This is a genomic window from Vibrio sp. 10N.247.310.17 (genome assembly GCF_041466605.1).
GTDB lineage: Bacteria > Pseudomonadota > Gammaproteobacteria > Enterobacterales > Vibrionaceae > Vibrio > Vibrio tasmaniensis_A.
Genome location: NZ_JBFSTC010000001.1, coordinates 125,720 through 151,893 on the forward strand (window position 1 = coordinate 125,720; position 26,174 = coordinate 151,893).

Annotated in this window: 26 protein-coding genes; 16 read left to right on the plus strand and 10 right to left on the minus strand. The window is 43.1% G+C overall.

Annotated features, from left to right (window positions below; translation table 11 throughout):
* Positions 1–62: 62 nt before the first annotated feature.
* Positions 63–254: a hypothetical protein gene (locus AB6D80_RS00545; protein ID WP_009848356.1), complete on the minus strand. Its 192-nt coding sequence runs from the start codon at positions 252–254 to the stop codon at positions 63–65.
* Between the two features lie 281 nt (positions 255–535).
* The gene (gene argA / locus AB6D80_RS00550) at positions 536–1,873 is read right to left on the minus strand and encodes an amino-acid N-acetyltransferase (protein WP_304568669.1); all 1,338 of its coding nucleotides are present in this window, start codon (positions 1,871–1,873) and stop codon (positions 536–538) included.
* A 146-nt stretch (positions 1,874–2,019) separates the two neighbouring features.
* Here argA and AB6D80_RS00555 point away from each other — a divergent pair, with 146 nt between their 5' ends.
* The 4 genes from AB6D80_RS00555 (at position 2,020) to csdE (ending at position 5,267) form a co-directional block, all read left to right on the plus strand.
* A complete protein-coding gene (locus AB6D80_RS00555) occupies positions 2,020–2,508 on the plus strand; it encodes a DUF2850 domain-containing protein (RefSeq protein WP_017098026.1) in 489 nt (162 codons plus the stop codon).
* 257 nt (positions 2,509–2,765) lie between these two features.
* Positions 2,766–3,878, plus strand: a complete 1,113-nt coding sequence (gene mltA, locus AB6D80_RS00560) for a murein transglycosylase A (RefSeq protein ID WP_009848359.1) — start codon at positions 2,766–2,768, stop codon at positions 3,876–3,878.
* 113 nt (positions 3,879–3,991) lie between these two features.
* Complete coding sequence (tcdA, locus tag AB6D80_RS00565; RefSeq protein WP_371702545.1) at positions 3,992–4,801, plus strand: tRNA cyclic N6-threonylcarbamoyladenosine(37) synthase TcdA; 810 nt, start codon at positions 3,992–3,994, stop codon at positions 4,799–4,801.
* A gap of 37 nt (positions 4,802–4,838) precedes the next feature.
* Positions 4,839–5,267 carry a cysteine desulfurase sulfur acceptor subunit CsdE gene (gene csdE / locus AB6D80_RS00570; RefSeq protein WP_371702544.1) on the plus strand — a complete coding sequence of 143 codons (429 nt, stop codon included), beginning with the start codon at positions 4,839–4,841 and terminating at the stop codon, positions 5,265–5,267.
* A gap of 118 nt (positions 5,268–5,385) precedes the next feature.
* Here csdE and csdA read toward each other — a convergent pair whose 3' ends face one another.
* From csdA to AB6D80_RS00585, 3 genes are all read right to left on the minus strand, one after another.
* Positions 5,386–6,597, minus strand: a complete 1,212-nt coding sequence (gene csdA, locus AB6D80_RS00575; protein WP_371702542.1) for a cysteine desulfurase CsdA — start codon at positions 6,595–6,597, stop codon at positions 5,386–5,388.
* 87 nt (positions 6,598–6,684) lie between these two features.
* On the minus strand, positions 6,685–7,578 hold the full coding sequence (gene panE, locus AB6D80_RS00580) for a 2-dehydropantoate 2-reductase (RefSeq protein WP_371702540.1): 894 nt from the start codon (positions 7,576–7,578) through the stop codon (positions 6,685–6,687).
* A 110-nt stretch (positions 7,579–7,688) separates the two neighbouring features.
* Positions 7,689–8,546 (minus strand): outer membrane protein OmpK, encoded by an 858-nt coding sequence (locus AB6D80_RS00585; RefSeq protein WP_371702538.1) that lies wholly within the window; start codon positions 8,544–8,546, stop codon positions 7,689–7,691.
* Between the two features lie 583 nt (positions 8,547–9,129).
* On the opposite strand from AB6D80_RS00585, the gene AB6D80_RS00590 reads away from it, so the two are divergent.
* Positions 9,130–10,476, plus strand: coding sequence for a DUF4397 domain-containing protein (locus AB6D80_RS00590; protein ID WP_371702536.1), 1,347 nt, complete (start codon positions 9,130–9,132; stop codon positions 10,474–10,476).
* A gap of 98 nt (positions 10,477–10,574) precedes the next feature.
* Here AB6D80_RS00590 and AB6D80_RS00595 read toward each other — a convergent pair whose 3' ends face one another.
* From AB6D80_RS00595 to AB6D80_RS00610, 4 genes are all read right to left on the minus strand, one after another.
* The gene (locus tag AB6D80_RS00595; RefSeq protein ID WP_371702534.1) at positions 10,575–11,933 is read right to left on the minus strand and encodes an AmpG family muropeptide MFS transporter; all 1,359 of its coding nucleotides are present in this window, start codon (positions 11,931–11,933) and stop codon (positions 10,575–10,577) included.
* Between the two features lie 51 nt (positions 11,934–11,984).
* Positions 11,985–12,533 carry a peptidylprolyl isomerase gene (locus AB6D80_RS00600; protein ID WP_009848367.1) on the minus strand — a complete coding sequence of 183 codons (549 nt, stop codon included), beginning with the start codon at positions 12,531–12,533 and terminating at the stop codon, positions 11,985–11,987.
* On the minus strand, positions 12,533–13,102 hold the full coding sequence (locus tag AB6D80_RS00605; RefSeq protein ID WP_372187525.1) for a YajG family lipoprotein: 570 nt from the start codon (positions 13,100–13,102) through the stop codon (positions 12,533–12,535). Before AB6D80_RS00605 ends, AB6D80_RS00600 begins: the two co-directional genes overlap by 1 nt.
* A 66-nt stretch (positions 13,103–13,168) precedes the next feature.
* On the minus strand, positions 13,169–14,320 hold the full coding sequence (locus AB6D80_RS00610; RefSeq protein WP_012603366.1) for a class I SAM-dependent methyltransferase: 1,152 nt from the start codon (positions 14,318–14,320) through the stop codon (positions 13,169–13,171).
* A gap of 174 nt (positions 14,321–14,494) precedes the next feature.
* Here AB6D80_RS00610 and bolA point away from each other — a divergent pair, with 174 nt between their 5' ends.
* From bolA to nqrM, 9 genes are all read left to right on the plus strand, one after another.
* Complete coding sequence (gene bolA / locus AB6D80_RS00615; RefSeq protein ID WP_009848370.1) at positions 14,495–14,803, plus strand: transcriptional regulator BolA; 309 nt, start codon at positions 14,495–14,497, stop codon at positions 14,801–14,803.
* A 519-nt stretch (positions 14,804–15,322) separates the two neighbouring features.
* On the plus strand, positions 15,323–16,663 hold the full coding sequence (locus AB6D80_RS00620) for a Na(+)-translocating NADH-quinone reductase subunit A (protein ID WP_009848371.1): 1,341 nt from the start codon (positions 15,323–15,325) through the stop codon (positions 16,661–16,663).
* Between the two features lie 5 nt (positions 16,664–16,668).
* A complete protein-coding gene (locus tag AB6D80_RS00625) occupies positions 16,669–17,913 on the plus strand; it encodes an NADH:ubiquinone reductase (Na(+)-transporting) subunit B (protein WP_122054171.1) in 1,245 nt (414 codons plus the stop codon).
* Complete coding sequence (locus tag AB6D80_RS00630) at positions 17,903–18,670, plus strand: Na(+)-translocating NADH-quinone reductase subunit C (protein WP_371702532.1); 768 nt, start codon at positions 17,903–17,905, stop codon at positions 18,668–18,670. Before AB6D80_RS00625 ends, AB6D80_RS00630 begins: the two co-directional genes overlap by 11 nt.
* Positions 18,670–19,302: an NADH:ubiquinone reductase (Na(+)-transporting) subunit D gene (locus AB6D80_RS00635; RefSeq protein ID WP_004735210.1), complete on the plus strand. Its 633-nt coding sequence runs from the start codon at positions 18,670–18,672 to the stop codon at positions 19,300–19,302. Before AB6D80_RS00630 ends, AB6D80_RS00635 begins: the two co-directional genes overlap by 1 nt.
* 7 nt (positions 19,303–19,309) lie before the next feature.
* A complete protein-coding gene (gene nqrE / locus AB6D80_RS00640) occupies positions 19,310–19,906 on the plus strand; it encodes an NADH:ubiquinone reductase (Na(+)-transporting) subunit E (protein ID WP_009848375.1) in 597 nt (198 codons plus the stop codon).
* A 29-nt stretch (positions 19,907–19,935) separates the two neighbouring features.
* The gene (gene nqrF / locus AB6D80_RS00645) at positions 19,936–21,162 is read left to right on the plus strand and encodes an NADH:ubiquinone reductase (Na(+)-transporting) subunit F (protein ID WP_009848376.1); all 1,227 of its coding nucleotides are present in this window, start codon (positions 19,936–19,938) and stop codon (positions 21,160–21,162) included.
* 174 nt (positions 21,163–21,336) lie between these two features.
* Positions 21,337–22,341 carry an FAD:protein FMN transferase gene (locus AB6D80_RS00650; protein ID WP_065678549.1) on the plus strand — a complete coding sequence of 335 codons (1,005 nt, stop codon included), beginning with the start codon at positions 21,337–21,339 and terminating at the stop codon, positions 22,339–22,341.
* A 16-nt stretch (positions 22,342–22,357) separates the two neighbouring features.
* The gene (nqrM, locus tag AB6D80_RS00655; protein WP_009848378.1) at positions 22,358–22,612 is read left to right on the plus strand and encodes a (Na+)-NQR maturation NqrM; all 255 of its coding nucleotides are present in this window, start codon (positions 22,358–22,360) and stop codon (positions 22,610–22,612) included.
* A gap of 132 nt (positions 22,613–22,744) precedes the next feature.
* Here the strand turns inward: nqrM and AB6D80_RS00660 are convergent, their stop codons facing one another.
* Entirely contained in the window at positions 22,745–23,983 is a 1,239-nt protein-coding gene (locus AB6D80_RS00660; protein ID WP_371702530.1) for a diguanylate cyclase, read from the minus strand.
* Between the two features lie 317 nt (positions 23,984–24,300).
* Between AB6D80_RS00660 and AB6D80_RS00665 the strand changes: the two genes are divergently transcribed.
* Both AB6D80_RS00665 and AB6D80_RS00670 read left to right on the plus strand, forming a co-directional pair.
* A complete protein-coding gene (locus AB6D80_RS00665) occupies positions 24,301–25,521 on the plus strand; it encodes a site-specific integrase (protein ID WP_102580013.1) in 1,221 nt (406 codons plus the stop codon).
* A complete protein-coding gene (locus AB6D80_RS00670) occupies positions 25,514–26,170 on the plus strand; it encodes a hypothetical protein (RefSeq protein ID WP_372187527.1) in 657 nt (218 codons plus the stop codon). The genes AB6D80_RS00665 and AB6D80_RS00670 overlap by 8 nt, the downstream gene beginning before the upstream one ends.
* The last annotated feature ends 4 nt before the right edge of the window (positions 26,171–26,174 follow it).

Below are 26,174 nucleotides of genomic sequence, written 5' to 3' on the forward strand. Positions count from 1 at the left end.
CTACGAAATAGCAGGGTAAACCGTATACACAAAGCAACCATCCGTGGTTGCTCTGAACGTTATCAGGAATCAGTACCCAAAAACGCTCGAGTAAACGATATATGGTTTATCTTGTATTTTGGTTGGCAATTCAAAATAAACTCTTTTAGATTTTCGCTCACAGGGAACACGCAGTGTACGTCTAACCCTTCTAAGAATTGGTTATCAGCCATATCCCAAAAACTTTGCAGCGAGTTACAAACAATGGTTCTCATATCAATGTTGCTCTTTTGCTGTTTATATTAACGAGCAGACTAATGACTACTAGCATGCTGATCGTTAACGGGTATAGCAATCCGTGCAGTGACCGCCTGAATGTCATAGATTAAACATTCGGCGGCATTCCAATAAAAACGCTTGTCGATATTCATAAAGCGTGCAAATTCTATACAATTATGGCTGTGAATGAAAGTGCATATTTAATAAATATCACATTGGAAACGATTACATTTGCAATAGATTCCTTATTAAAGTGAGATTTTACTCCAAATTTAATTTACACATTTAACGCTAAGATCTTGGAATTCCTTTGATAGTTGTACAGACCTTGTTTTTCCATTGGTAATTCATCAACAGCAATCTCATAAAAACCCTGTTCACGGAACCAATGAAGGCTGTGTGTGGTAAGAACAAAGATCTGGTCGATATCACGAGATTTGGACTGATGACGCATGTAATCCAGCAGTAACTGTCCACGGTTTCCATCTCGGTAGTCTGGGTGAATGGCGACACAGGCCATCTCTGCCATGTGATCTTCTGGGTAAGCGTATAGCGCAGCGCAACCAATGATCAGACCGTCTTTTTCGATGATGGTAAAACGATGGACTTCTTGCTCTAACTGCTCTCTTGAGCGACGAACTAAGATGCCTTGTTCTTCCAGTGGACGAATGAGGTCAAAGATGCCACCGATATCATCAATCTGAGCTTGTCTGACTTGTTCGGCACTCGCCATGACCACTTGGGTTCCAATACCATCAAAAGAGAATAGCTCTTGGATCAATGCGCCATCGACTTTGTAGCTGATTAAGTGACAACGAGGCACGCCTGCTCGGCAAGCGGAGATCGCTCCTTTCAAGAAGCGCAGTGTTCCGGTGCTCATGTCTTCGGCGGGGTTCTGGGATTCCGTTAAGCGTTCAAGAATTTGCTTGGCGTCTTTAGGGAAGAGTTCGGCGAGTACATTACCGCTTTCGTCAGTCACCCCTTGCTCAGAACAAAAGCCAATCAGTTTGTCGGCTTTCAAACGGATAGCAACTTGTGTCGCGACCTCTTCCGAAAGCAGGTTAAAGCTTTCGCCAGTGACTGAACTGGCAATAGGCCCAAGAAGGACGATGGAACCTTGGTCAAGGGTGCGATTGATCCCTTCGATGTCTATTCGACGAATGCGTCCGCTGTGGCAGTAATCTGTACCATCATCGACGCCTAAGGGTTGAGCGGTAATGAAGTTACCACTCATAACATTGAGTTGAGTTCCTGCCATTGGGGTGTTGTTCAAACTCATTGAAAGGCGAGCGGTGATCGCAAGTTGCAGTTGTCCAGCCGCCTGCATTGCAACACCTAAAGAATATTCATCTGTGACTCTAATATTTTTATGGTAAGGCGTATGGCAGTCTTGTTTCTCTAACAGTTGGTTGATCTGTGGTCTTGCCCCATGAACGAGAACAATCTTAACCCCAAGGCTATGAAGCAGGGCTATATCACTGATAATGTTGCCAAAGTTTCTATCGGCAACTGCTTCACCTCCCAACATAATCACCATGGTTTTACCACGGTGAGCATTTACATAAGGGGTCGATTGCCTAAAGCCTTTGACTAGCGCCGTACTTCTTAATTTCACAGAATAAGTCTTCCTTGTTTATTTATTCGATAATTTAGCATTTAAATTCAAATCTGAACAACAACTTTTTGGAATGAAGCGCAAACTATTCTCATCTAGGCTTCGTTTTATAAACTGTCTCAGTGTACAATGCGTACAGCATCCTTATGAGTCGTAAACGAATGCAAAAAAATCCAGTAAGAAAGAGTAAGATTGATGAGATCGCAAAAGGTCTCTACAGTGGAGCAGAGCAACGCAACAAACCTAAATTGAGACGTAAGCTCATTGAACGCAGTTTAATGGTTTTAGCTTTGGTGGGTTCGTTTGCCGTCGCTTCCTTGTTCGCCGATGTGTTTTATAGAGTGCAAGATGCGATAACACCTAATAGTCAAATATATGGAACTTGGGTCGAGCAAGATGTCGCTCGTTATGCTGCGGACGAGTTTGTGCTGAGTGAAAATGGTGTGTCAGTGCGAGGCTCTGTTGTGTCGACTCATTTTGATTTTGATGGCAAGTACTTCGAATATAAGGCAGGTAATAAAACGTATCACTTTCGCCTAACGAATTCTGATAAAACAGAAATGATGCTTGTATCGGATAATCACTATAATCCAGTCTTTCGCCTTAAAGGTTATATCGATAACTCAGTTCGATAGGTTATCTTATACCAATCGTAGTAAATAACTGGTCACCCTAGCTTGTTAAAAACCTCGATAACTTCGTTAGAATTTTTGATTGTAGAATAACTACTTATCGAAACTTCTTATCGAGAAGAGCTGCCTTGTTCTCAAGATTTTTTCCTACGCTATTTTTGAACACTTACTTACTGTGATTGGTATTATTGTAAACATTTACAATCTAAGATTGTGTTATCTGATCGTTTTTGTCATCCTCGATGCATAGAATATTTAGGATGACTCTTGTGATTAAAAAATGGCTTCCCCTTGTTGCTGCCTCTTTCTTATTTGGCTGTGCTCAACCCACTGATCTTGCCCAACAACACCTTGACGGTGAATTTCCCCGGACCTTAAATAAGGTCGATTTGGTTGAATCTAATAAACCAAGAGACTTCACCGCATTTGCAGAGCAAGCTGAGATGGTGGTTTCTAAATCCCCTTCGATGGCTAAAATCTATGAGCCGCTTTATCAGCAACTCAATGAATGGGCGGTGCTGAGTGGAGAGCCGAGCGAGCTAGCGAATTTTGGTGTTCAAACTGCTCAATTAGGTGGTGGTGATAAACAAGGTAATGTTTTATTCACGGGTTACTTTTCTCCTGTAATGGAACTGCGACATGAAGCAAACGAAGAATACCGATTCCCTGTTTATGGGCTTCCAGAGTGTGATAAAGAGTGTCCAACACGCGAAGAGATCTACAACGGTGCATTAGAAGGCCAAGGTCTTGAGTTAGGTTATTCAGCAAACCGTATCGACCCATTTATGATGGAAGTACAGGGCAGCGGCTTTGTGCATTTCGGAGATGATGACACGCTGCAGTATTTTGCATACGCGGGTAAGAACAATAAAGCTTACGTGAGTATTGGTCGTGTTTTGATCGAAAGAGGTTTAGTGCCACGCGAAAAAATGTCACTGAAAGCAATCAAAGAGTGGGTATTGGCGAACGATCCTGAAGTGGTAAAAGAGCTGCTTGAGCAAAACCCATCTTTCGTCTTCTTTAGCGCGAGAGATGATCTATCCGTAATGGGTAGCGCTGGCATTCCTCTATTACCGATGGCGGCGGTAGCGGGCGATCGCTCTATCTTACCAATGGGAACACCTATCCTGGCTGAGGTTCCGTTACTGAATGCTGATGGTACTTGGAGCGGCGCGCACCAACTAAGACTACTATTGGTTTTAGATACCGGTGGTGCGGTTAAGCAAAATCATTTGGACCTCTACCATGGTATGGGCCCACGAGCAGGAACTGAAGCGGGTCATTACAAGCATTTTGGTCGGGTGTGGAAGCTGGGTCTAGATGGCAGCGCAACCGAAGCGCCTTGGGCTTTGCCTCCTGAAAAGGTCGAGTAAACAATAATAAAATGGGGCATTGAAAGCGAATCGCTAATCCCCTAGACTTTTAATTCAAGAGTGCGTATAAAACGCACTCTTTTCTTTTTCTCAGAAATAAATTGGCGGCAACAATGCGTGAATTGACCACTCCAGCTTCAGAAAACTATGACCAACGATTTGGTGGCACTCGTCGCCTGTATGGCAATAGTGAAGTAGATATACTTAGAGCAGCACACGTGTGTGTGATCGGTATTGGCGGTGTCGGTTCATGGGCGGTTGAAGCGCTTGCTCGTACTGGTTTAGGTGAGCTGACATTGATCGATATGGATGATGTGTGCGTGACGAACATTAACCGTCAAATCCACGCAATGTCGGGCACGGTTGGTAAGAGTAAAATCGAAGTGATGGCAGAGCGCGTTAAGCTGATTAACCCTGAGTGTAAAGTGAACCTGATCGACGACTTTATTGGTCCTGATAATCAGGCTGAATACCTATCGAAAGAGTTCGACTTTGTGCTCGATGCGATTGATAGCATGAAAGCTAAGGCTTCGTTGTTGGCGTATTGCCGTAGCAACAAAATCAAAGTGATCACTACGGGTGGCGCGGGTGGGCAAGTTGACCCGACTCAAATTAAAGTGGCTGATCTGACTAAAACGATTCAAGATCCGTTAGCGAAGAAATTGAAAGACACATTGCGTCGTCATCATAATTTCCCTAAGAACCCTGCGCGTAAGTTTGGTATCGATTGTGTGTTCTCGACTGAGCAACTTAAATACCCTCAAGCCGACGGCAGTGTATGTGCTGCGAAAGCGACCGCAGAAGGTCCAAAACGTATGGATTGCGCGACGGGTTTTGGTGCCGCGACAGTGGTAACCGCGACTTTTGGTTTTGTGGCTGTTTCGCGTATCGTAGAAAAGATCATTCAAAAGCATACTAAGTAACGTCTTCTATTCAATTAATAATCGACTGGATATTAAAATGACCACATTCCCAAGCTCTCCATTCAGCACTGAAATTACCAGTGATGATATTGTCGCGAAGATGCAGACATTCAGCGGTTGGGAAGACCGTTATCGCCAGGTGATTCAATGGGGCAAGATACTGCCAACGATGCCTGATGAACTGAAAAGTGAACAGGTGATTGTATCTGGTTGTGAAAGCCAAGTGTGGTTGGTTTCTCAAAATATCGACGGTGTTTGGCGCTTTTGTGCTGATTCTGATGCGCGTATCGTTCGCGGTCTGATTGCATTAGTGATGGCTGCGTATGATGGAAAAACATCAGAGCAGATTCAAGCGTTCGATATCGATGGATACTTTGAACAAATCGGTTTAATTACCCATCTAAGCCCATCTCGCGGCAATGGATTAAAAGCGATTGTTGCTCAAATCCAAGAGCTAAGTGCTTAACATTTCTTAGATACACAGAAACAAAAAGGGTTGACGCTAAACGCCAACCCTACATAATTTCGCTACTCGCTACTCGCTACTCGCTACTCGCTACTCGCTACTCGCTACTCGCTACTCGCTACAGCATATCAACGGCTTTTTCTATCGCCGCTACGAGCTTTTCAACATCATCTAGATTGTTATAAATACCAAATGAAATACGAACCGTTCCTTTCACATTAAGTGCATCCATTAATGGGTGAGCACAGTGGTGTCCAGCACGTACTGCGATACCTTGCTGATCCAGCAGAGTAGCAATATCTTGATGGTGAACACCGTCCATCACAAAAGTAATCACACTCGCGTTGGGTTGATAACCCAATACCTGAATATCATCCAGTTTACTGAGTGCAAGATAAGTCTCGTGCTGTAGCTGGTGGATATGATTTTCGACATCTCGCTGAGCAAAACCACTTAACCATTCTATTGCGGTACTTAATGCTATCGCTCCCGCTACATTTGGCGTGCCCGCTTCAAACTTCCCCGGCAGTTCAGAAAATGTAGTGCCAGAGAAAGACACGCGCTCAACCATTTTGCCACCGCCATGCCAAGGGGGCATCGCTTGGAGCAATTCTAGCTTGCCGTAAAGTACACCGATGCCTGCAGGGGCGTAGAGCTTGTGTCCTGAGAAAACGTAGAAATCCGCCCCTAAAGCAGCAACATCAACGGGCTCATGAACGATACCTTGCGCGCCATCGACCACAACAATCGCATTCTTCTTGTGGGCTTTCTCGATAACTTGTTTAATGGGCTGGCGAGAACCCGTAACATTGGTTATCTGAGCCAGAGCAACAATCTTAGTTCGTTCATTCAAAAGGGCGTCAAACGCAACAACGTCAAAGTCACAATCTGATGTCATTGGTACTTTCACGACTTTAGCACCCGTTTGTTCAGCCACAATTTGCCAAGGCACGATGTTGGCGTGATGTTCCATTTCACTGACTAAGATCTCATCGCCAGGTTGAAGCGTGCTTCTTGCGTAAGTTTGTGCGATCAGGTTAAGTGCTTCGGTTGCGCCGCGAGTCCAAATAATCTCTTTTGAAGAGCTTGCGCCGATAAACTGAGCGACCTTATCTCTGGCGGCTTCAAATTGACTGGTCGCGTTGGCTGTTAAGCTATGACTACCACGGTGAACATTGGCATTTTGTTTGGAGTAGTATTGGCTAATGGCATCAATAACCACCTGAGGTTTTTGTGTCGTTGCCGCGCTGTCTAAATAAATCAACGGTTGTTGATTGATGGTTTGTGATAGCGCAGGAAACTGCTCTCGGATGTGATTGATATCAAGCATCTATTCTTACCTAAAATCTTGGAAATTGTTGCTAGCGTTATGCTGAGCGGTATCGTTATTTTATCGCGACTTGTTAATCGTTGCTGACTAATCTTGATGATTCCAGCTATTTTCTCGTTCTTTAACCTGCGTAAACAGCTTTTGGTTAACAGGAACTTCTATCTGATGTTTGAGTGCTGTCTTTATTAGGTGTCCGGTAATGAAGTCGATCTCTGTCTTACGTTGGTAAAACATATCTTGCTTCATGGATGAATTGTTTTTTGCTGTCGCTTGAATAACGTGTTTTACGCTTGTTTCTAATTTGTCGAATGAACAATTAATGCCTTCCGCCTGCATCACTTGCGTGAGTTCTTTAACTATAGAACTCAGAACTTCGTTAAACCTTTGGTCAGCAAGCTCTCCATTTTTGATTTGTTCCAGCCCAGTCAGTGGGTTGATCGCACAATTGATGGCGAGTTTAGCCCACAGCGCCGTTGTTATTTCTGGATTCCAATTTACGCTCGGTAGGGCGTGTTCCAACACATCAACCAAAAAAGTGCACTGTTGACCCTTGAGGTTAAAAGCACCCAATTGAGTTTGGCCGATTCCTGTGTGAGATACACTATTACGATCAGGTTTGAATGCAGCTTGGGTCGTGGTTGCCAATACTATCGGGTGAGCATCAATTTGAGTTGCTATCTGAGCGACCGCCCCCATACCGTTGTGCATGAACATGAGAATGGTGTCAGAGTCTAGATACTGAAGTAACGGAGTGGTGGCTTCTTCTACTTGCCAAGCTTTGACTGTGAAGATCACTAAATCGCTCGCTGATAGCTTTTCGATATTGTTGTTACTGAAGGAAAGTGAAGCTTGTCCATCAAGTGATAAGTCAATTGAGTGATCCGTGGAACGACTCCACAAAGCCACATTATGACCAGCTTGAAGCAGTTTTATTGCCCATAAAGAGCCGATAGCCCCAGGGCCAACAATAGTGATGTTCACAGCAATACCGATATAAAAAAGTGGTGCTGCAAGGATAGCGAGGCATTAAATGAAAGCAATAAAAAATGGCACCCGAGGGTGCCATTTTGGAAACTTTCTTAGAAGTTTGATTAGAACTTGTAAGTTACTGCAACGTAGTGACCTACGCCAGAAGATTCAGCTTTTGAAGCTGAGTTCCATGGAAGACCTTCACCGTCAGCAAAACCGTATACATCGCTGTAAAGTTTTAGGCCGTAACCAACTGCGAACTGATCAGAGTGCCAGTAAAGACCATTGAACATTGCGCCGCCATGGCTTGATGTTGCGTAACCTTTGCCTTCATCCATCCCGAATTGGTAATCGATGTAACCTTGGTAAGAGATAAAAGAACCGTTCTCGAAGAAGTGGAATGGTTTGAACCAGTTAGTAGAGAGTTGGAAGCCGTTCCAATCTTTCTTGTTTGAATCGTATGTTCCGTAAAGGTTTAATCCCATTTTACCGAACCATGGAACCATTACATCAGAACCAAGACCAATTTTTTGAGTATTTACACCAGGACTACCATCAATACAGCCTGTAGAGTTACAGTTAGTAGCGCCACCTCCGCCCCATTCCATAAGCGTAGCAACGTAAAGTTCTTGTACTGGACCAAAAGAAAGATCAGTGCCAGTTAGGCCATCGATAGACATACGAGGCGCAAATTTCATGAACATCTTTTCAGATTTTGCTTTATCGCTGCTTGAGTCTGACGTCAGGTTAAATACATCAACGTAGCCGTAAAGATCGAAAATACCATTGCGACCACCAAATTCCATCTCTAGGTAATCATGAGTCGACTCAGAAACACCTTTTTCATTAAAAGCACCCATCAAGTTAAATTGTAGGAACTTGTAATCGTTCTTGTGGATGTCGCCGTCAGAATAATCAGCCGCCATTACTGGAGCAGAAGCTGCTGCAAGTAGGCCAAGAGTTAAAAGTGATTTACGCATAATGGAACTCTCTATGTTTGAAATAAGTAACCCGCTAATCCGTGCGTGTTTATATGTCCGAATGCCGAGCATAATAGCGATTTTGTTCTCAAATAAAAGTGAGACAGAGTGAAAACTATGATTATTATGGTGAGCATGATCACACTAACGATCTAAATGATGGAACTTTAATGTTGCTATGCATCTTGATGAATCCCTACTTCTATTGATTTTGTGAAATTCGATTATTTTGTGTATAAATTGGTGAAATACCGCTCTAAGCAAACGATTCTACCAAAAATCGTGACATGCATATCAAAATCAACAGTATTTCTTTCTAAGCGTTTTCTCGTAAAAAACACCTCACTTAGCGAACGTTTCGATCCTGCCTTTGATCCATTTCCAAGCAACTCCGTACTGAAGTTTGAATCAATTGATGAACAATTCATGTGATGATTAACCTGACTTTTAACTCTGGTTGTTTTTTCATCGCTGACAATATTGAGACCGTTCATTGCACCAATTTTGAGGCAACATTTAAAGATCTGCTCTTGAGCTTATCTGCTGTGTGACGAACTGGTCGAACTTTTTGGAGAGAAGACCAATGAAATATTCACCTATACTCGCTGTAGCGTTGTCAGCCCTGTTCATTGTAGGGTGTAATGATGACGATCAACCAACAACCCAGCTGCAAGCTGTTCACGCATCGCCAGATGCTCCACTAGCTAATGTGTTAGTTAATAGTCAGGCTCGTTGGACTGGGGTTGATTATGCTCAGGCATCTGGATATACCTCGGTCAATCAAGGCCAGACAACTCTACAGGTCGATGTTCAACTCCCTGGAGATGGTGTGGCGACAGTGATTCCGCCAAGCCAGTTCGATTTAAGCGGTGATTTAGATTACACGGTGATGGTGGTCGGTGATGCTGACGGTTCCAACAACCCAGTTGAGGCTCTCGTTGTGACACGACCTGCAGCAGGCACGGCGACGAGTTCGAGTTTGGATGTGCAAGTTGTTCACGCGGCAACTGGAGTTGGTGATGTGAATCTATACGTTACAGCACCGAATGATCCTCTAGGCGCACCGATTGGAACTTTGGGATACAAAGGATTTACCGATGTGCTCAATATTCCTGCTGGTCAATATCGTGTGAGATTAGAAACCGTGAGTGGAAGTGCTATCGCGTTTGATTCAGGAGAGATCACTCTCCCTGCTGGTAGCGAGCTGACCATTGCAGCCGTGCCAAGAGCGGATTCAACCAGTACGTCTCCGGTGAAGCTGATGGTAATGGATGGCAAAAGTTCATCTATAATTTACGACATGGCAGAATCTGCAGAAGTGAGAGTAGGGCATTTAGTTGATAGTGCACCCTCTGTGGATGTGTTTGTAAACTCGGCTAAGTTTGCTCCTCTTGATGCTCTAATGTTTAAAAAAGTTCGTGGCTTCTTAGATTTGGCGGCAGGCAGTTACGATATCGATATTTATGAAACAGCAACCACCTCTCCAACATTCATTGATGTTGACGGTTTAGCGGTGTTTGCCGGAATGGATTACAGCATCTATGCCGTGGGGACGGTAAGTCCTCTCAATTTGGAAGCGCTAGTTGTTCCAGAAAATCGACGCTCTGTTGCAACCAGTGCAGTATTGAACATTACTCATGCTGCAGCTAATCCAATTGCAGCTTCGGTTGATATTTATTTAACCGAGAACGTGGGAATTTCTGGAAGTACTCCTGCGTTGAGTAATGTGAAATTCAAAGATTTCGCGAATGGTATTTATGTAGCTGCGGGAACTTACTATGTGACGATTACGGTGGCTGGCGATCCATCTACTGTTGCTATTGACTCCGCGCCTGCGACCTTAGTTAACGGTGTTGTGTATCAAGTAGTGGCGATTGATGATTCGATGGGAACGGGATTTAACTTAATAGTAAGTGAAACCACAGATTAATCCGTTAAGCGTCTGCAAATAGAAAATAGAAAATAGAAAATAGAAAATAGAAAAGGGTAGCTCAATGCTCCCCTCTTCTCTTTTGCTTTTTTTTTCTTTTATTCGTGGTTGTTTTTCGCTTTTTCTAATAAATCAGTGAAAAAGTGGCGTAACGAATAGAGCATGATCAAACTCGGAATCACCATTAATGACGTCAGTATAAAGAAGGTTGACCAATCATTGAGGTAATCGACGAGCTCGCCACTGAATGAAGCCAGTGTTGTTCTACCGAAATTGCCTAAGGATGCTAATAAGGCATATTGCGTCGCTGAGAAAGCTTGGCCAGTCAGTAAGGTTAAGAAAGAGACAAATGCTACCGTCGAAAAGGCGGTTGTGAAGTTGTCGACAATGATAGTTGCCAAGAACAGAGTTTCACTAGGGCCTGCCTGAGCGATCCACGCAAACATTAGGTTGCTGGCTGCCATTGCGATGCCACCAATCATTAGTCCGCGTACAATACCGAATTTCACATTGAAGATACTGCCGAGCAAGGTGAAGAATATCGTCGCGCCCCAACCGATTAACTTAGAATAGTGGCCAATCTGTTCATTGCTAAAGCCTATCTCTTTATAGAAGGTGATAGACATTCTACCCAAGAAGGCTTCACCTATCTTAAATAGGAACACAAACAGTAGAAGGGTGATGGCAACTTGAACTCCGTTTCGTTTGAAGAAATCATAAAACGGTTCTAGCACTGTAACGCTGAACCAAGCGACGACTTTTGAACCCACAACTCTGTTGTGACGTTGTTGTGCTTGCTCTTGTAATGCTTCACGTTGTGTATTGGGTTCTCCGACAAAAAGAGTAAACAGCATTAACACGACAACCACACCAGCCATGCCGTAATACACACCATTCCAACCGATTGAGTCAGCATTGATAAAAGCAAGATAACCTGGAAGAGAATAGCCAGTCCACCATCCCATCACGGCCATTGCGGATGCTTGTGGCAACTTTGATGCTTCCGATTTTGGAAATGAATCAATACGGAAGGCATCTATTGCGACATCTTGAGTTGCTGAGGCGATAGCTATTCCGAGAGCAAGCATAGAGGTGAACATCAAGTCATTGGCTGGGTTTACTCCAGCAATGAACAGGGTACAGATCAATACCAAGCTTTGGCACAAGAATATCCAACTGCGTCGTTGGCCTAATATCGCGTGTAAAACTGGCAGTTTGACTCGGTCTACCAACGGTGCCCATAAAAAGTTAATAGCATAGACAGCAAACACACTGCCGAAATAACCGATCGCAGCACGAGTTAAACCGGCATCTTTTAGCCAACCAGACATGTTGGATCCAATCAGAACCCATGGGAAGCCACTCGAACAACCGAGCATAAACACCCAAAGTAGACGTTTGTCTAAGTAGCTGCGGAAAGTTTGCATCCAAGAAATAGAGGGGGTGCCTGATGACATGGGGCGTCCTTGTATAGAAAACGCCCTTAAGAATAAGGGCGTTACATTGGATTACTTAAGAAGGGTCACTTTAGTGATGACGATTGGGTCGACAGGAATGTCTGACATGCGGCCCATTCGCTTGGTTGGAATTGTTGCCATCTTCTGAACAACGTCAAAACCATCGGTTACTTTACCAAACACAGCGTAACCAGGATTACCGCCTTTCGCGTTTAAGAAATCGTTGTCTGCAAAGTTAATGAAGAACTGGCGAGTTGCAGAATCTGGTGCATTGGTGCGAGCCATTGCGATCGTTGCAGTATCATTCTTCAGGCCATTGCTGCCTTCATTTTTGATAGGCGCATAAGTTGCTAATTGCTTCATATCTTGATCGAAGCCACCACCCTGAGCCATAAAGCCCGGGATCACACGGTGAAACTGAGTGCCTTCGTAGCTACCGTCTGCAACATATTTCAGAAAGTTATCAACACTAACCGGTGCTTGCTCTTGGTTTAGCTCGATAGTGAAGCCGCCTAATGTTGTTTCTACGTTCACTTTAGGACCAGCCCAAACGCTCACGCTCACCAGCATCAATGCGATAGAAGATAGAATGCGCCCCATTAGAAACGTTCCTTCATGTAAGTTTGCAGCTCTTGGTCATTGGCAATCTCTTTAAGAACTAAGTCGATAACATCGTTTAGTACCATTGCGATATCGTCATTTGATGCACTTAATGCACCTGTGCGAGTTGCTGTACCATTGAATGTCTTAACTAGCTTGCCTTCAGGCGTTTCAGCGGTTACTTCAAGAGTTACTTTACCATCAATTTGGTTTTCCATGATGGTGTGCTTGACGGTAACAAGCGCTTCTTGAATCTCTAAAACAATTGAGTTTTCACTGTTAACGCTTGCACGAAAACCTTGAGACTCCAATTGTTGAGCAATAGCGTTTTCTAGAGAAATACGCATGTTTTGCTTAGCGTGAATTGGCTGAATGTTTGAACGGCCACTATCAACCAATGCAACATATTGAGCGGCACGAACATCTTTACTGGTTAGTGTGTATGTTTTGCCTTGTACAAGGTTGCTTGAGCTTAGTGAAGCTTCTGGCATTACGTTGATCTGTTCTTTCTGAGGGGCTGAACATGCTGTCAAAGCCAAAATAGAAGCAGCCAAAATCAGTTTTTTCATTCCTTTATCCTTTCTAAATTCACACCAGGAGCTCGGTATCTTAAATTCTTGTGACGTCGTTTCTGCTTATTTATTAAAATTCGCAGGTTCTCTTGTTGCTTGTAATATCTCAAATTTCTGGTTCAGTTCAAGCGTTTCAACGTTTGCTTCACCAAATAGTCTTGCTAGTTTGACATCGTATCCGAGGTGTCGGTTACCAATAACAATTAATTTGCCTCCGTTGCTAAGAACATGCTTTGCATCACAGAACATTTGCCATGCAATGTGATCTGTAATCGCTTGTTGTTGGTGGAACGGAGGGTTACACATAACTAAGTAAGTGCTGTTTTTCTTAAAACCATCTAAACAGTTATTGGCGATGAACTGGAAATTACCTTCTTCGCCAAGGTTATCCTTAATATTTTGGCGCGCTGATTCCACTGCCATAAAGCTTTCATCAACACAGGTGATACGCGCTTGTGGGTTTAATTGCCCAGCTTTTACACTCAATACACCGTTGCCACAACCTAGATCGATAATATGACGCAGTTCAGGATCTTGAGGGATGTGCTCTAGCATATAGCGAGCACCTTGATCGAGTGCCTCGCCTGAGTAAACGTTCGGTAAATTTTTCAGGCGAATATCTTCACCGTCTACATCCCATTCAACAAAAGGTTCGACCGTTTGAATCGGCTGACAATTTGGTGAAGAGAAAACCAAGCGATGTTTCTTCTTCGCTAGAGAAGTTTTGGTTTCACCTAGGTACTTTTCGAAAATATTAAGTGTAGATGTGTGGATATCTTTTACTTTGTTTACACCGATGACTTGGCAGCCTTCTGGCAACGCTTGGCGTAGTTGGCTCAATTGCCATACTAGATGACGGTTTGTTTTCGGTAGTTGCATGATCACAAGATCGATACCGTGTGGGATATCATCCATCGTATTCAGGAAGTTCACACGGTTACTTTGATTGCGCTGCAAGTTTTTTAGCGCACCGCGATGAGAGATAAACGAGTCGCTCATCATGGTGACATCATGATCTTTAGAGAACCATGCCGACAGGGCACCAAAGCTATCGTTCATGATCAGGATGTGTTTGCCAGGTTCCAGATTCATCTCTTCAACGTGACTAATAATGTATTCGTCGCCCGCATCCCAAGCTTGAAGGGTTTCATTTGAACGGTTGGGGAAACGATGTAAGGTCAAAGTTCTATCGAGAAGAGTAAGTTCGGTTTTCATAGCTTGAGATACTTATGTAAGAAATAACAAAGATATTGTCTCAAATGCAGCCTGAACAAGATAGAAAAAACTCAACCAAACCTAAGTCGTTCGTTATGAAATACTCAGACAGTCGACCAGTTAGGGTTTATACTTCCCCCACAGATAATGCCAATACGTTATTAAGGAATCATAATGATCCAAGAAGTTATCGAAACAAAATTGCACAATGAGTTTTCACCAAGTCATTTAAACGTGGTCAATGAGAGCTACATGCACAATGTTCCGGCTGGTTCTGAGAGTCATTTTAAAGTGATTGTTGTCAGCGATGCGTTTGAAGGCTTGCGCCTTATTGGTCGTCATCGAGCGGTAAATAAAGCACTTTCAGAAGAGCTAGCGAATAATATTCACGCACTATCTATTCACACTTATACAAAAGATGAATGGATGAAGCAACTCGATAACGTGCCAGACAGCCCTATGTGTATGGGCGGTGGTAAGTAATAAAACTAACTGATAGAAGAGGTGGCGATGCTGCCTTTTTTATCGCCAGGCTGATGTGTTTTTAGGGTTTATATCACTCAAATTGATGTCAAATTAGGCGTCTTTAAATACCCACAATGAGTAATGTTTTTATTAACAGTGTTTCAACATAACTCGTAAAATATTAGTTTGTGACAGAGTATTAATCTCTTGTTTAAAACACGATTCAAAAGCCATTTTATCTGTGCGGCTCGTCAAATTTATACATATTTGAGAGTCCATATGCTTCAAATCTCACCAAATTAAGGCCGTATTCAAGTTATTGGTCATGGCATCAAGTTGTCAAAAAATGCTAGAATACGGCACCTGATAAATCTCACATAATCTTTGTGATGGGTTTATTAATGTAATGTTGCGATTTTGGTATCTCGAATTTACCAGAACCGGACACTGTAATGTCGTGTCTAAGGGCGATTTTAAAACGTCCCGAATTTACGCAATTAAAAGAATCTTTTTCCCGATAAAGTAGTGCAAGTGCGTATGATTACAATAAAGAAGGGTTTGGATCTTCCTATCGCAGGAACTCCATCCCAGGTGATTAATGATGGTAAGTCCATCACTAAAGTCGCCTTGCTTGGCGAAGAGTACGTTGGTATGCGTCCTACGATGCATGCTCGCGTTGGTGATGAAGTGAAGAAAGGCCAAGTTCTTTTTGCAGATAAAAAGAACCCAGGTGTTGTATTTACTTCTCCAGCAAGCGGTAAAGTTATTGAAGTGAACCGTGGTGCTAAGCGTGTTCTTCAATCAGTAGTGATTGAAGTAGCAGGCAATGAGCAAATCACGTTCAATAGCTATGAAGCTAACCAACTAGTAAGTCTTGACCGTGAAACGGTTAAAACTCAGTTAGTTGAGTCTGGCGCATGGACCGCTTTGCGAACTCGTCCGTTCAGCAAGGTTCCAGCAGTTGATTCTGAAACTCAGGCTATTTTCGTTACTGCTATGGATACTAATCCGCTAGCAGCTGAGCCAGAATTAATCATTAACGAGCAGTCTGATGCTTTCGTTGCTGGTTTAGATCTTCTTTCAACTCTGACTAACGGTAAAGTGTACGTTTGTAAAAAAGGTACTAGCTTACCTCGTTCAGCTCAGTCTAACGTTGAAGAACATGTTTTTGATGGCCCACACCCTGCAGGTCTTGCAGGCACGCATATGCATTACCTATATCCGGTAAATGCACAAAATGTAGCGTGGAGCATTAACTACCAAGATGTTATCGCATTCGGTAAGCTTTTCCTTACTGGTGAGATTTACTCTGAGCGTGTTGTTTCTCTGGCTGGTCCAGTGGTGAATAACCCACGTCTAGTTCGTACTCAAATTGGTGCTAGCCTTGAAGAGTTGACAGACAGCGAGTTAATGCCAGGCGAAGTTCGTGTGATTTCTGGTTCTGTACTTACGGGTACTGAAGCAACAGGTCCACATGCTTTCCTTGGTCGTTACCATCAACAAGTTTCTGTTCTACGTGAAGGTCGTGATAAAGAGCTATTCGGCTGGGCTATGCCTGGTAAGAACAAGTTCTCTGTTACTCGTTCATTCCTTGGTCACCTGTTTAAAGGTCAGTTGTTCAACATGACAACGACGACAAACGGTAGTGACCGCTCAATGGTTCCAATTGGTAACTACGAGCGCGTAATGCCTCTAGATATGGAACCTACATTGCTGCTTCGTGATCTATGTGCAGGCGACATTGATAGTGCTCAAGCACTTGGTGCGCTAGAACTAGACGAAGAAGATGTAGCATTGTGTACCTTTGTATGTCCAGGTAAGTACGAGTACGGTCAACTACTTCGTGAATGCCTAGATACGATTGAGAAGGAAGGGTAATTTTCATGGGCCTTAAAAAGTTTCTTGAAGACATCGAGCATCATTTTGAGCCAGGTGGTAAACACGAGAAGTGGTTTGCGCTTTACGAAGCAGCTGCGACAGTGTTTTACACGCCAGGTCTTATCACAAAGAAAAGCTCACACGTTCGTGATAGCGTTGATTTAAAACGTATCATGATCATGGTTTGGTTCGCGGTATTCCCAGCAATGTTCTGGGGTATGTACAACGCGGGTGGCCAAGCTATCGCGGCACTTAACCATATGTACGCAGGCGCTGAATTAGTTTCTGTTATCGATGGTAACTGGCACTACTGGCTAACCGAAATGCTTGGAGCCTCCTTAGGGCCCGATGCTGGTGTTGGCAGCAAGATGCTACTTGGTGCGACATACTTCCTACCTATCTACGCAACGGTATTCATCGTCGGTGGTTTCTGGGAAGTTCTGTTCTGTATGGTGCGTAAGCACGAAGTAAACGAAGGTTTCTTTGTTACTTCTATCTTATTTGCGCTTATCGTTCCGCCAACGCTTCCTCTATGGCAAGCAGCACTAGGTATTACCTTCGGTGTTGTTGTGGCGAAAGAGATCTTCGGTGGTACGGGTCGTAACTTCCTGAACCCTGCACTTGCTGGCCGTGCGTTCCTATTCTTTGCATACCCTGCACAGATTTCAGGTGACGTAGTTTGGACTGCTGCAGATGGTTTCTCTGGTGCAACTGCTCTTAGCCAATGGGCTCAAGGCGGCGGTAGCGCACTAATGAACGTGACATCAGGTGAAGCAATCACTTGGATGGACGCATTCATTGGTAACATCCCAGGTTCTATCGGTGAAGTATCAACTCTAGCACTTATGATCGGTGCAGCGATGATCGTTTACATGCGTATCGCTTCATGGCGCATCATTGCTGGTGTAATGATCGGTATGATTGCTGTGTCTACACTGTTCAACGTGATCGGTTCTGATACTAACGCAATGTTTAGCATGCCTTGGCATTGGCACCTAGTTCTAGGTGGTTTCGCATTCGGTATGTTCTTCATGGCGACTGACCCAGTATCAGCTTCATTTACCAATAAAGGTAAGTGGTGGTACGGCATCCTAATCGGCGCAATGTGTGTAATGATTCGTGTAGTTAACCCTGCATACCCAGAAGGCATGATGCTTGCGATTCTATTCGCAAACCTATTTGCTCCTCTGTTTGACCACGTTGTAATCGAGAAGAACATTAAGCGGAGACTAGCGCGCTATGGCAAGTAATAACGATAGCATTAAAAAGACGCTGTTTGTTGTTATCGCATTGAGCCTAGTGTGCTCAATCATCGTTTCAACAGCTGCAGTTGTTCTTAAACCTAAGCAGCAAGCTAACGCAGTTCTGGATCAGCAAACTAAGATCCTTGAAGTTGCGGGTATTGAGCTTGCAGGTGATATCCCAGCACTCTACGCAGAGAACATCGAACCTCGTCTAGTTGATTTCGCTACTGGCGATTTCGTTGACGGCGATGCTGCTGCATATGACCAACGTAAAGCGGCAAAAGATCCAGCTCAGTCAATCAAGCTTTCAGCTGAAAATGACATCGCTAAGATCATTCGTCGTGCTAACACGGGTACTGTATACCTAGTGAAAGATGGCGCTGAAACTTCTAAAGTTATCATCCCTGTTCACGGTAACGGTCTATGGTCAATGATGTACGCATTCGTTGCAGTAGAGACTGATGGCAACACAGTTTCTGGTATCACTTACTACGAGCAAGGTGAAACTCCTGGACTTGGTGGTGAAGTTGAGAACCCAACTTGGCGCGCTCAATTCGTTGGTAAGAAATTATTCGACGAAAACCACAAACCTGCTATTCAGGTTGTTAAAGGTGGCGCTCCTCAAGGTTCTGAGCACGGTGTAGATGGCCTTTCTGGTGCAACACTGACTAGCGTTGGTGTTCAACATACATTTGACTTCTGGTTAGGTGATATGGGCTTTGGTCCGTTCCTAGCAAAAGTTCGTGACGGAGGTCTGAACTAATGTCTAGTGCAAAAGAAATTAAAAAGAGCATCTTAGCGCCTGTGTTGGATAACAACCCAATCGCGCTACAGGTTCTTGGTGTGTGTTCTGCTCTTGCGGTAACCACTAAGCTAGAAACAGCATTTGTTATGACTATCGCGGTAATGTTCGTTACTGCTCTGTCTAACTTCTTCGTTTCTTTAATCCGTAACCACATTCCTAACAGTGTGCGTATCATCGTTCAGATGGCAATTATCGCATCATTAGTAATCGTGGTAGACCAAGTGCTTAAAGCATACCTATACGATATCTCTAAACAGCTATCTGTATTCGTTGGCCTAATCATTACTAACTGTATTGTAATGGGTCGTGCTGAAGCATTCGCAATGAAGTCTGCGCCAATCCCATCGTTTATCGACGGTCTTGGTAACGGTCTTGGTTACGGTTTCGTTCTTATCACTGTTGGTTTCTTCCGTGAGCTTCTAGGCTCTGGCAAACTATTTGGTATGGAAGTACTACCTCTAGTGAGCAACGGTGGTTGGTATCAGCCAAACGGCTTGATGCTTCTAGCACCTTCAGCATTCTTCCTAATTGGTTTCTTGATTTGGGCAATTCGTGTGTTCAAACCAGAACAAGTAGAAGCGAAGGGGTAAGGTAGTCATGGAACATTATATTAGTCTGCTAGTTAAATCGATTTTCATCGAAAACATGGCGCTTTCTTTCTTCCTAGGTATGTGTACGTTCCTAGCGGTATCTAAGAAAGTTAAAACTTCTTTTGGTCTTGGTGTTGCGGTAGTTGTAGTACTTACAATTGCTGTTCCTGTAAACAACCTTGTTTACACACACATCCTGAAAGAAAACGCGCTTGTTGAAGGTGTCGATTTAAGTTTCCTTAACTTCATCGCATTCATCGGTGTTATCGCGGCACTTGTACAAATCCTAGAGATGGTTTTAGACCGTTTCTTCCCACCTTTGTACAACGCACTAGGTATCTTCCTTCCACTGATCACAGTTAACTGTGCAATCTTTGGTGGTGTATCTTTCATGGTAACTCGTGACTACAACTTTGCTGAATCTGTTGTTTACGGCTTCGGTTCTGGTGTGGGTTGGATGTTAGCTATCGTTGCTCTTGCGGGTATCCGTGAGAAGATGAAGTACTCTGACGTACCTCCAGGTCTTCGTGGCCTTGGTATCACGTTCATTACTGTTGGTCTGATGGCGTTAGGCTTTATGTCTTTCTCTGGTGTTCAACTGTAGGGTAAGCACCCAGTAATAAGGAATAACAAATGCAAAGCATTATTCTTGGCGTAGCGATGTTTACCATTATTGTATTGGCTCTAGTACTAGTGATTCTTTTCGCTAAGTCTAAGCTAGTACCATCAGGTGACATCACTATTGCTGTAAACGGCGACCCTGAAAAGGCGATCGTTACTCAGCCTGGTAGCAAGCTACTTGGTGCCCTAGCTGGCGCTGGTATCTTCGTATCTTCTGCTTGTGGTGGCGGTGGCTCTTGTGGTCAGTGTCGTGTAAAAGTTAAGTCTGGTGGTGGCGACATCCTTCCAACTGAACTTGATCACATCACAAAAGGTGAAGCTCGCGAAGGCGAACGTCTTGCATGTCAAGTTGCTATGAAAACTGACATGGAGATTGAACTAGACGAAGATATCTTTGGTGTGAAGAAGTGGGAATGTACTGTTATCTCTAACGATAACGAAGCTACTTTCATCAAAGAATTGGCTCTAGCTATCCCTGAAGGTGAAGAAGTTCCGTTCCGCGCGGGTGGTTACATTCAGATTGAAGCTGAACCACATCACGTGAAATACGCAGATTACGATATTCCTGAGGAATACCGTGGTGACTGGGATAAGTTCAACTTGTTCCGTTACGAGTCTATCGTTAAAGAGCATTCGATCCGTGCTTACTCTATGGCTTCATACCCAGAAGAGAAAGGCATCATCAAGCTTAACGTGCGTATCGCAACTCCGCCGCCAAACAACCCTGACGTAGCTCCTGGTGTGATGTCTTCATACATCTGGTCTCTTAAAGAAGGCGACAAATGTACTATTTCTGGTCCATTTGGTGAGTTCTTTGCTAAAGACACAGACAATGAAATGGTATTCATCGGTGGTGGTGCAGGTATGGCGCCAATGCGTTCACATATCTTCGACCAACTTAAGCGTCTTAACTCTACTCGTAAGATGTCTTACTGGTACGGTGCTCGTTCTAAGCGTGAGATGTTCTACATTGAAGACTTCGACGGCCTAGCGGCTGCAAACGAAAACTTCGTGTGGCATTGTGCTCTGTCTGATCCTCAACCTGAGGACAACTGGGACGGTTACACTGGTTTCATCCACAACGTATTGTACGAAAACTACCTGAAGGATCACGAAGCTCCTGAAGACTGTGAGTACTACATGTGTGGTCCACCAATGATGAACGCGGCTGTGATCGGCATGCTGAAAGATCTTGGTGTAGAAGATGAAAACATCCTACTAGATGACTTCGGTGGTTAATCCATTTAAGTGATTGATATTATGGCTGACTCTTACGAGTCAGCCATTTGTTTTTCTAAGACTACTCGTGACAACAAACTGGCTTATATAAGAAAGAGTAAGGCATTTAAAATACCTATTTTTCACTCTTATTTTTCCTTATATAAATCCTCAACATTAGACAGGAGTAAGCAAGTGAGAATTTGGCTTGTTGCATTAACTTCTTTAATTTTTCTTGCGGGCTGTGAGCAGGCAAGAGAGCAAGTACATTTAAGTGGTCCGACAATGGGGACCAGTTATAACATTAAGTACATCAATGGCGATGAATTTCCTGAGTCTAAAGAAGTTCATACCGAGATCGATCGTCTACTTGAAGAAGTAAATGATCAAATGTCGACTTACCGTGAAGATTCAGAGCTGAGCCGTTTCAACCAACACAAAGGTGCGGACGCATTCGAAGTGTCTGAACAAACCGCTATCGTTGTGAAAGAAGCGATTCGTTTGAACGGTCTTACTGAAGGTGCGTTGGATGTGACGGTTGGTCCATTAGTTAACTTGTGGGGTTTTGGTCCAGAAGCGCGTCCTGAAGTGGTTCCATCAGACGAAGAGCTTGCGGCTCGTAAGGCTAAGGTTGGTATTCACCACTTAAGCGTTGAAGGTAATAAGCTAAGCAAAGATTTGCCTAACTTGTATGTTGACCTTTCGACCATTGCAAAAGGTTGGGGCGTGGATGTCGTTGCTGACTACCTCGATTCAATTGGCATTCATAACTACATGGTAGAAGTGGGCGGTGAAATCCGTTTGAAGGGCTTAAACCGTGAAAGTGTGGGTTGGCGTATCGCCATCGAGAAGCCAAGTGTTGACGAGCGCAACATTCAAGAGATCATCGAGCCTGGTGATATGGCGATCGCAACGTCTGGCGACTACCGAAACTATTTTGAGCGTGATGGTGTTCGTTATTCACACATCATCAACCCAGAAACAGGTAAGCCGCTTCATCATAAAGTGGTTTCTGTAACCGTTTTAAATCCGTCTTCAATGACTGCAGACGGTTTATCTACTGGCCTTATGGTCTTAGGTGAAGAAAAAGGACTGGAAGTCGCAAACCAACATAACATCCCAGTGTTCATGGTGGTAAAAACAGCTGATGGCTTTAAAGAAATTGCTTCAGAAGCATTTAAGCCATACTTAGGTAAATAAGGTAAGCGAGATAATTATGAATACATTTCTGATTACATTTGGTGTTTTTCTTGCAGTAATCGCAGCGATGTCAATTGGCTATATTATCCAAAAGAAAGTTGTGAAAGGTAGCTGTGGTGGCTTAGGTGCTGTTGGTATTGATAAAGTATGTAACTGCCCTGAACCTTGTGATGCGCGTAAAAAACGTGAAGCACGTGAAGCATACCGTGAAGAGAAATTGGCAGAACGTCAACAAAAAGAAGCGGCTTGGAGTAAAGACCGTATCGCTTAATTGGTGACAGTCATAGGGGAATAGAGTTATCTATGCCCTTAGAATAAGAAGCTCAAGATTATCGTCTTGAGCTTTTTTTGTTTGAGTGAACTGTCTATTTTGGAATGCTGAAACGGAAACAAAAACGAATTTCTAGTGGTCGATTTGCATGTTATTACGCGTAAAGACCAGTTGGTTCCTACCTTGTTCTTTTGCCGTATAAAGCAGTTCGTCCGCGGCTTTTATTTGCTCATCCAAACTGCCAACTAAGTCGCTTAACCCGATACTTATGCTGACTTTAATCCGTTGTGAGTCATGAATAACTTCTTGGTTTTGTATCGCAATCCTCATTGATTCTAGCGTGTCGACAAATTCTTCAAATGGTCTGCACGATTGAATGCAGAACTCTTCACCGCCGAAACGAACGGCGACATCATCTTTAAAATGATTTTTGATGATCTTTCCGACCTCAATGAGTACTGCATCGCCACCATCATGACCGTAGGTATCATTCACCTTTTTAAAGAAGTCTATATCCATCATGGCGATGCTGCGATGTTCGCAGCCTTTACATGTTTGATTGAATAGATAACGACGGTTCCAAAGCCCGGTCAGAGCATCTTCATTTGCATGACGAAATAGTTCATTGGTGGCCTCTTTCATATCGAGTAGCTGATGAATACGGCAGAAAAACTCTTCTTGGTTAAATGGCTTGTAAAGGAAGTCGTTGGCACCAGCCTTAAGGAAACGAGCTGTCATGGTTCGGTCGTCACTGCCAGATAGCCCAAGAATAGCGAGTTGATTACGATCATGGTGTACTCGAATGTCACGGGTCATCGAAATGCCATCTTTGTTTGGCATGTCATGATCGGTAACGACGAAAGTGATGTCGGGGTCGTTTTGGAGAAGCTCTAGTGCTTGTTCGCCATCTTCCGCTTGAATCGTTTGAATATATTGGTGCTCAAGAAGTTGCACTACATATCGACGAACCACAGCAGAATCATCAACAACCAAGGCTTTATGATATCGGTTATTTGAGATTCGATTAACCAGAGGAAGCAAATAACTGACTGATGACATGCTGTCTTTGAGGATGTAATCAATCACACCCTTCGCGAGTACTTGTTCTCGAAGTGTGTTGTTGAACATGCCGGTTAGGACTATGATTTTTTGTTGATAGCCGAGTACCAAATCAATGATCTCGCCATCTTGACCATCGGGTAAGCAGTAATCGAGCACCGCGCACAAGAAATCCGTATCTTGTTCTAAGATAGCTTTAGCTTCAGCCACTGATTCAGCCAGCGCAACCTCATAGCCATCATTTTTAAATTGCTGGTACAGGTAGTTTCTGAATGCACGACTATCTTCGACTACTAGTATTTTATCACTCAAAAGTTATCCCTACTTATAGGTTAAATACTCTCTAACAATACTATCAGAATAGTAAGTGGCTAATGAAGTTAAAGCTATTTAGCTGGGCTCCAGATCATTTTAAATCTGAGAATAATTGATTATACTGTTTATAAATACAGTTGTAAGGTTGGGTTATTCCTAGATGTGTAGTGCGAGTGAAGAGAAAGTAAGAAAGATAATCCACGTTGATATGGACTGTTTTTAAACTTTACAGTTCTAACTTGAAGTGAAATTTGTAAGTGCAGTTATCAACTACTACCTTTTAATATAGGGCGGTAATTCAAGGTAGATAATGTATGCAAAGAATAAATGACACTATCCATAATCAGCATTGGATTTATCTTTATGACGATGATTTACCAATCCTGCTTCCTAACCTGTACTCTCGCTACACTACCTTACTGGGTCTGTCTGTTGAACTAAAAAGCAAGAGAAGTTTAAAAACAGGTTTACCGGAACACTTTTTTGAAGAGAGAGAAATTGGCTCTGATGCTCAGTATGTTAGAGGAAACCAACTCGGTCTGTTTTTGGAGTGGGTAGAAGAAAATGAGCACTCTCTAGTTACATTGACGAACCACACAGCATTACCTTCAGAACATATCAATGAATATATTAATGATCATCTAATTGAACTAATGGGTAAAAGTGAGCTTGTTGTTGATCGATCTGTATTTACTCTAACCAGTTATTATAACTGGCTAACTTACTTCTTTGGTAATAGTTATAAGAAAATAAGCATTTACTCTGAGTACCGAGAATTAGCAAGAGCAAATAATAAATCAAACTCAGTTATTAAATACCACTTGCCTGCCACAAGAGAATTACTATACCGCCACGCCAACTCATTACTGGAAGAAATTGTTTTACGAAATGGCGGAGAGCTAGGTTGCAGAACCATGGAGAATCAAGGGTTTCTTTTGCATGACTTTGAAGTGAACAAAAAGAAGCATAAAGGAATACTTAGCTTGTTTAAAGAGCTTAATGGTAATCCAGAGAGGCAGGAGTTTGAATATCACTTATCCTCTTTATATACAAAGTACAAAGTTTCTCGTTCTCTTTATATCCCCAAATCCCTTCTTCTCCTGATGAAACGATATTATGAAACTGAACGGCCTGATAGTGACTCTAAACATCTTCTTGTTTCTAATTCCAATAATAACTCTAAAGGTCAGGTTATTTCAAAAGCCTATGGGACTAAAATTTACTCGAAGATTATAGGAAAGGTTCGGGTTGAAATGCTGAATAACCCAGAAGCTTATTCACACTGTCAAGCATTAGAGGACGGACTGGTATACCACAATCTTAGACACTCTTTTGGTACAGATATCTTCTTTGAAGAGTGTCAAAAAGCTAAGAAGAATTATGAATCTATCACTACAGAGTCAAGAGTTTATATTGAAACCGCACGGAGGCTTGGTCATAAAGTAGATGGAAGGTATAGCAATCAGACGACAAAAATCTACATCCATGCATGTGGACACCGTGAGCGATTATTGAAGGAGGTGGTTAATGGCTGATTTACAGGTAGATGATAAAAAACAGCTAACTAGCTCGGAAATAGAAAAAAGGATAAAGGATGACTATAAGAAGAGTCAACCCGCAACGTCTTTTTGTCACCCGCTTTCAGCGACGTCTCTTTTTGTTCCCAAGATTGGAGGTTTTATTGAACATACCATTGCTATTACGGACACGAAGAACCCTGATAAAGCCATATTGTACATGGCGATAGTGGCAGCATACAATTATGTTTTATTTGACAAAGATGCCGCCAAATCAGCAAAAGCTAAATTTGCCAGTACTGCAAGACACTTTGTTTCATGGTTAAACCAGTATGAGATTAAAAATCGCTATAAGGTTCTGAAAGAATTTGAAACTTATCGTATGGATGAGTTAAATAATCACGGTGGCTATAGTCCTCTTATTGGGCTGATGACGATTCTTACTTATGCATTGGAATCTGAAGAGTTTCGTAACGAGGTATCAGAAGAATCATTGGAATACCTTTATGATTTGAAGCAAACGAAAATCAGCCCCAATGTAAATAAGTCACAAAAATCATTGGTAAGCTACTTTGGTGCAATGGATTGGTTAAGAAGAGAAGATGTCGGTGTTGGCAATGAGCTATATGCCCTATCTGGCAGGGTAGTTGTCACTGTTAAAATTTAACCAG

Bases quoted from the DNA above. Each gene is read 5' to 3' on its own strand.
- AB6D80_RS00545 (WP_009848356.1), bottom strand. From the start codon at position 254: ATGAGAACCATTGTTTGTAACTCGCTGCAAAGTTTTTGGGATATGGCT.
- AB6D80_RS00555 (WP_017098026.1), top strand. From the start codon at position 2,020: ATGAGTCGTAAACGAATGCAAAAAAATCCAGTAAGAAAGAGTAAGATT.
- mltA (WP_009848359.1), top strand. From the start codon at position 2,766: ATGACTCTTGTGATTAAAAAATGGCTTCCCCTTGTTGCTGCCTCTTTC.
- tcdA (WP_371702545.1), top strand. From the start codon at position 3,992: ATGCGTGAATTGACCACTCCAGCTTCAGAAAACTATGACCAACGATTT.
- csdE (WP_371702544.1), top strand. From the start codon at position 4,839: ATGACCACATTCCCAAGCTCTCCATTCAGCACTGAAATTACCAGTGAT.
- csdA (WP_371702542.1), bottom strand. From the start codon at position 6,597: ATGCTTGATATCAATCACATCCGAGAGCAGTTTCCTGCGCTATCACAA.
- AB6D80_RS00585 (WP_371702538.1), bottom strand. From the start codon at position 8,546: ATGCGTAAATCACTTTTAACTCTTGGCCTACTTGCAGCAGCTTCTGCT.
- AB6D80_RS00590 (WP_371702536.1), top strand. From the start codon at position 9,130: ATGAAATATTCACCTATACTCGCTGTAGCGTTGTCAGCCCTGTTCATT.
- AB6D80_RS00595 (WP_371702534.1), bottom strand. From the start codon at position 11,933: ATGTCATCAGGCACCCCCTCTATTTCTTGGATGCAAACTTTCCGCAGC.
- AB6D80_RS00600 (WP_009848367.1), bottom strand. From the start codon at position 12,533: ATGGGGCGCATTCTATCTTCTATCGCATTGATGCTGGTGAGCGTGAGC.
- AB6D80_RS00605 (WP_372187525.1), bottom strand. From the start codon at position 13,102: ATGAAAAAACTGATTTTGGCTGCTTCTATTTTGGCTTTGACAGCATGT.
- AB6D80_RS00610 (WP_012603366.1), bottom strand. From the start codon at position 14,320: ATGAAAACCGAACTTACTCTTCTCGATAGAACTTTGACCTTACATCGT.
- bolA (WP_009848370.1), top strand. From the start codon at position 14,495: ATGATCCAAGAAGTTATCGAAACAAAATTGCACAATGAGTTTTCACCA.
- AB6D80_RS00620 (WP_009848371.1), top strand. From the start codon at position 15,323: ATGATTACAATAAAGAAGGGTTTGGATCTTCCTATCGCAGGAACTCCA.
- AB6D80_RS00625 (WP_122054171.1), top strand. From the start codon at position 16,669: ATGGGCCTTAAAAAGTTTCTTGAAGACATCGAGCATCATTTTGAGCCA.
- AB6D80_RS00630 (WP_371702532.1), top strand. From the start codon at position 17,903: ATGGCAAGTAATAACGATAGCATTAAAAAGACGCTGTTTGTTGTTATC.
- AB6D80_RS00635 (WP_004735210.1), top strand. From the start codon at position 18,670: ATGTCTAGTGCAAAAGAAATTAAAAAGAGCATCTTAGCGCCTGTGTTG.
- nqrE (WP_009848375.1), top strand. From the start codon at position 19,310: ATGGAACATTATATTAGTCTGCTAGTTAAATCGATTTTCATCGAAAAC.
- nqrF (WP_009848376.1), top strand. From the start codon at position 19,936: ATGCAAAGCATTATTCTTGGCGTAGCGATGTTTACCATTATTGTATTG.
- nqrM (WP_009848378.1), top strand. From the start codon at position 22,358: ATGAATACATTTCTGATTACATTTGGTGTTTTTCTTGCAGTAATCGCA.
- AB6D80_RS00665 (WP_102580013.1), top strand. From the start codon at position 24,301: ATGCAAAGAATAAATGACACTATCCATAATCAGCATTGGATTTATCTT.
- AB6D80_RS00670 (WP_372187527.1), top strand. From the start codon at position 25,514: ATGGCTGATTTACAGGTAGATGATAAAAAACAGCTAACTAGCTCGGAA.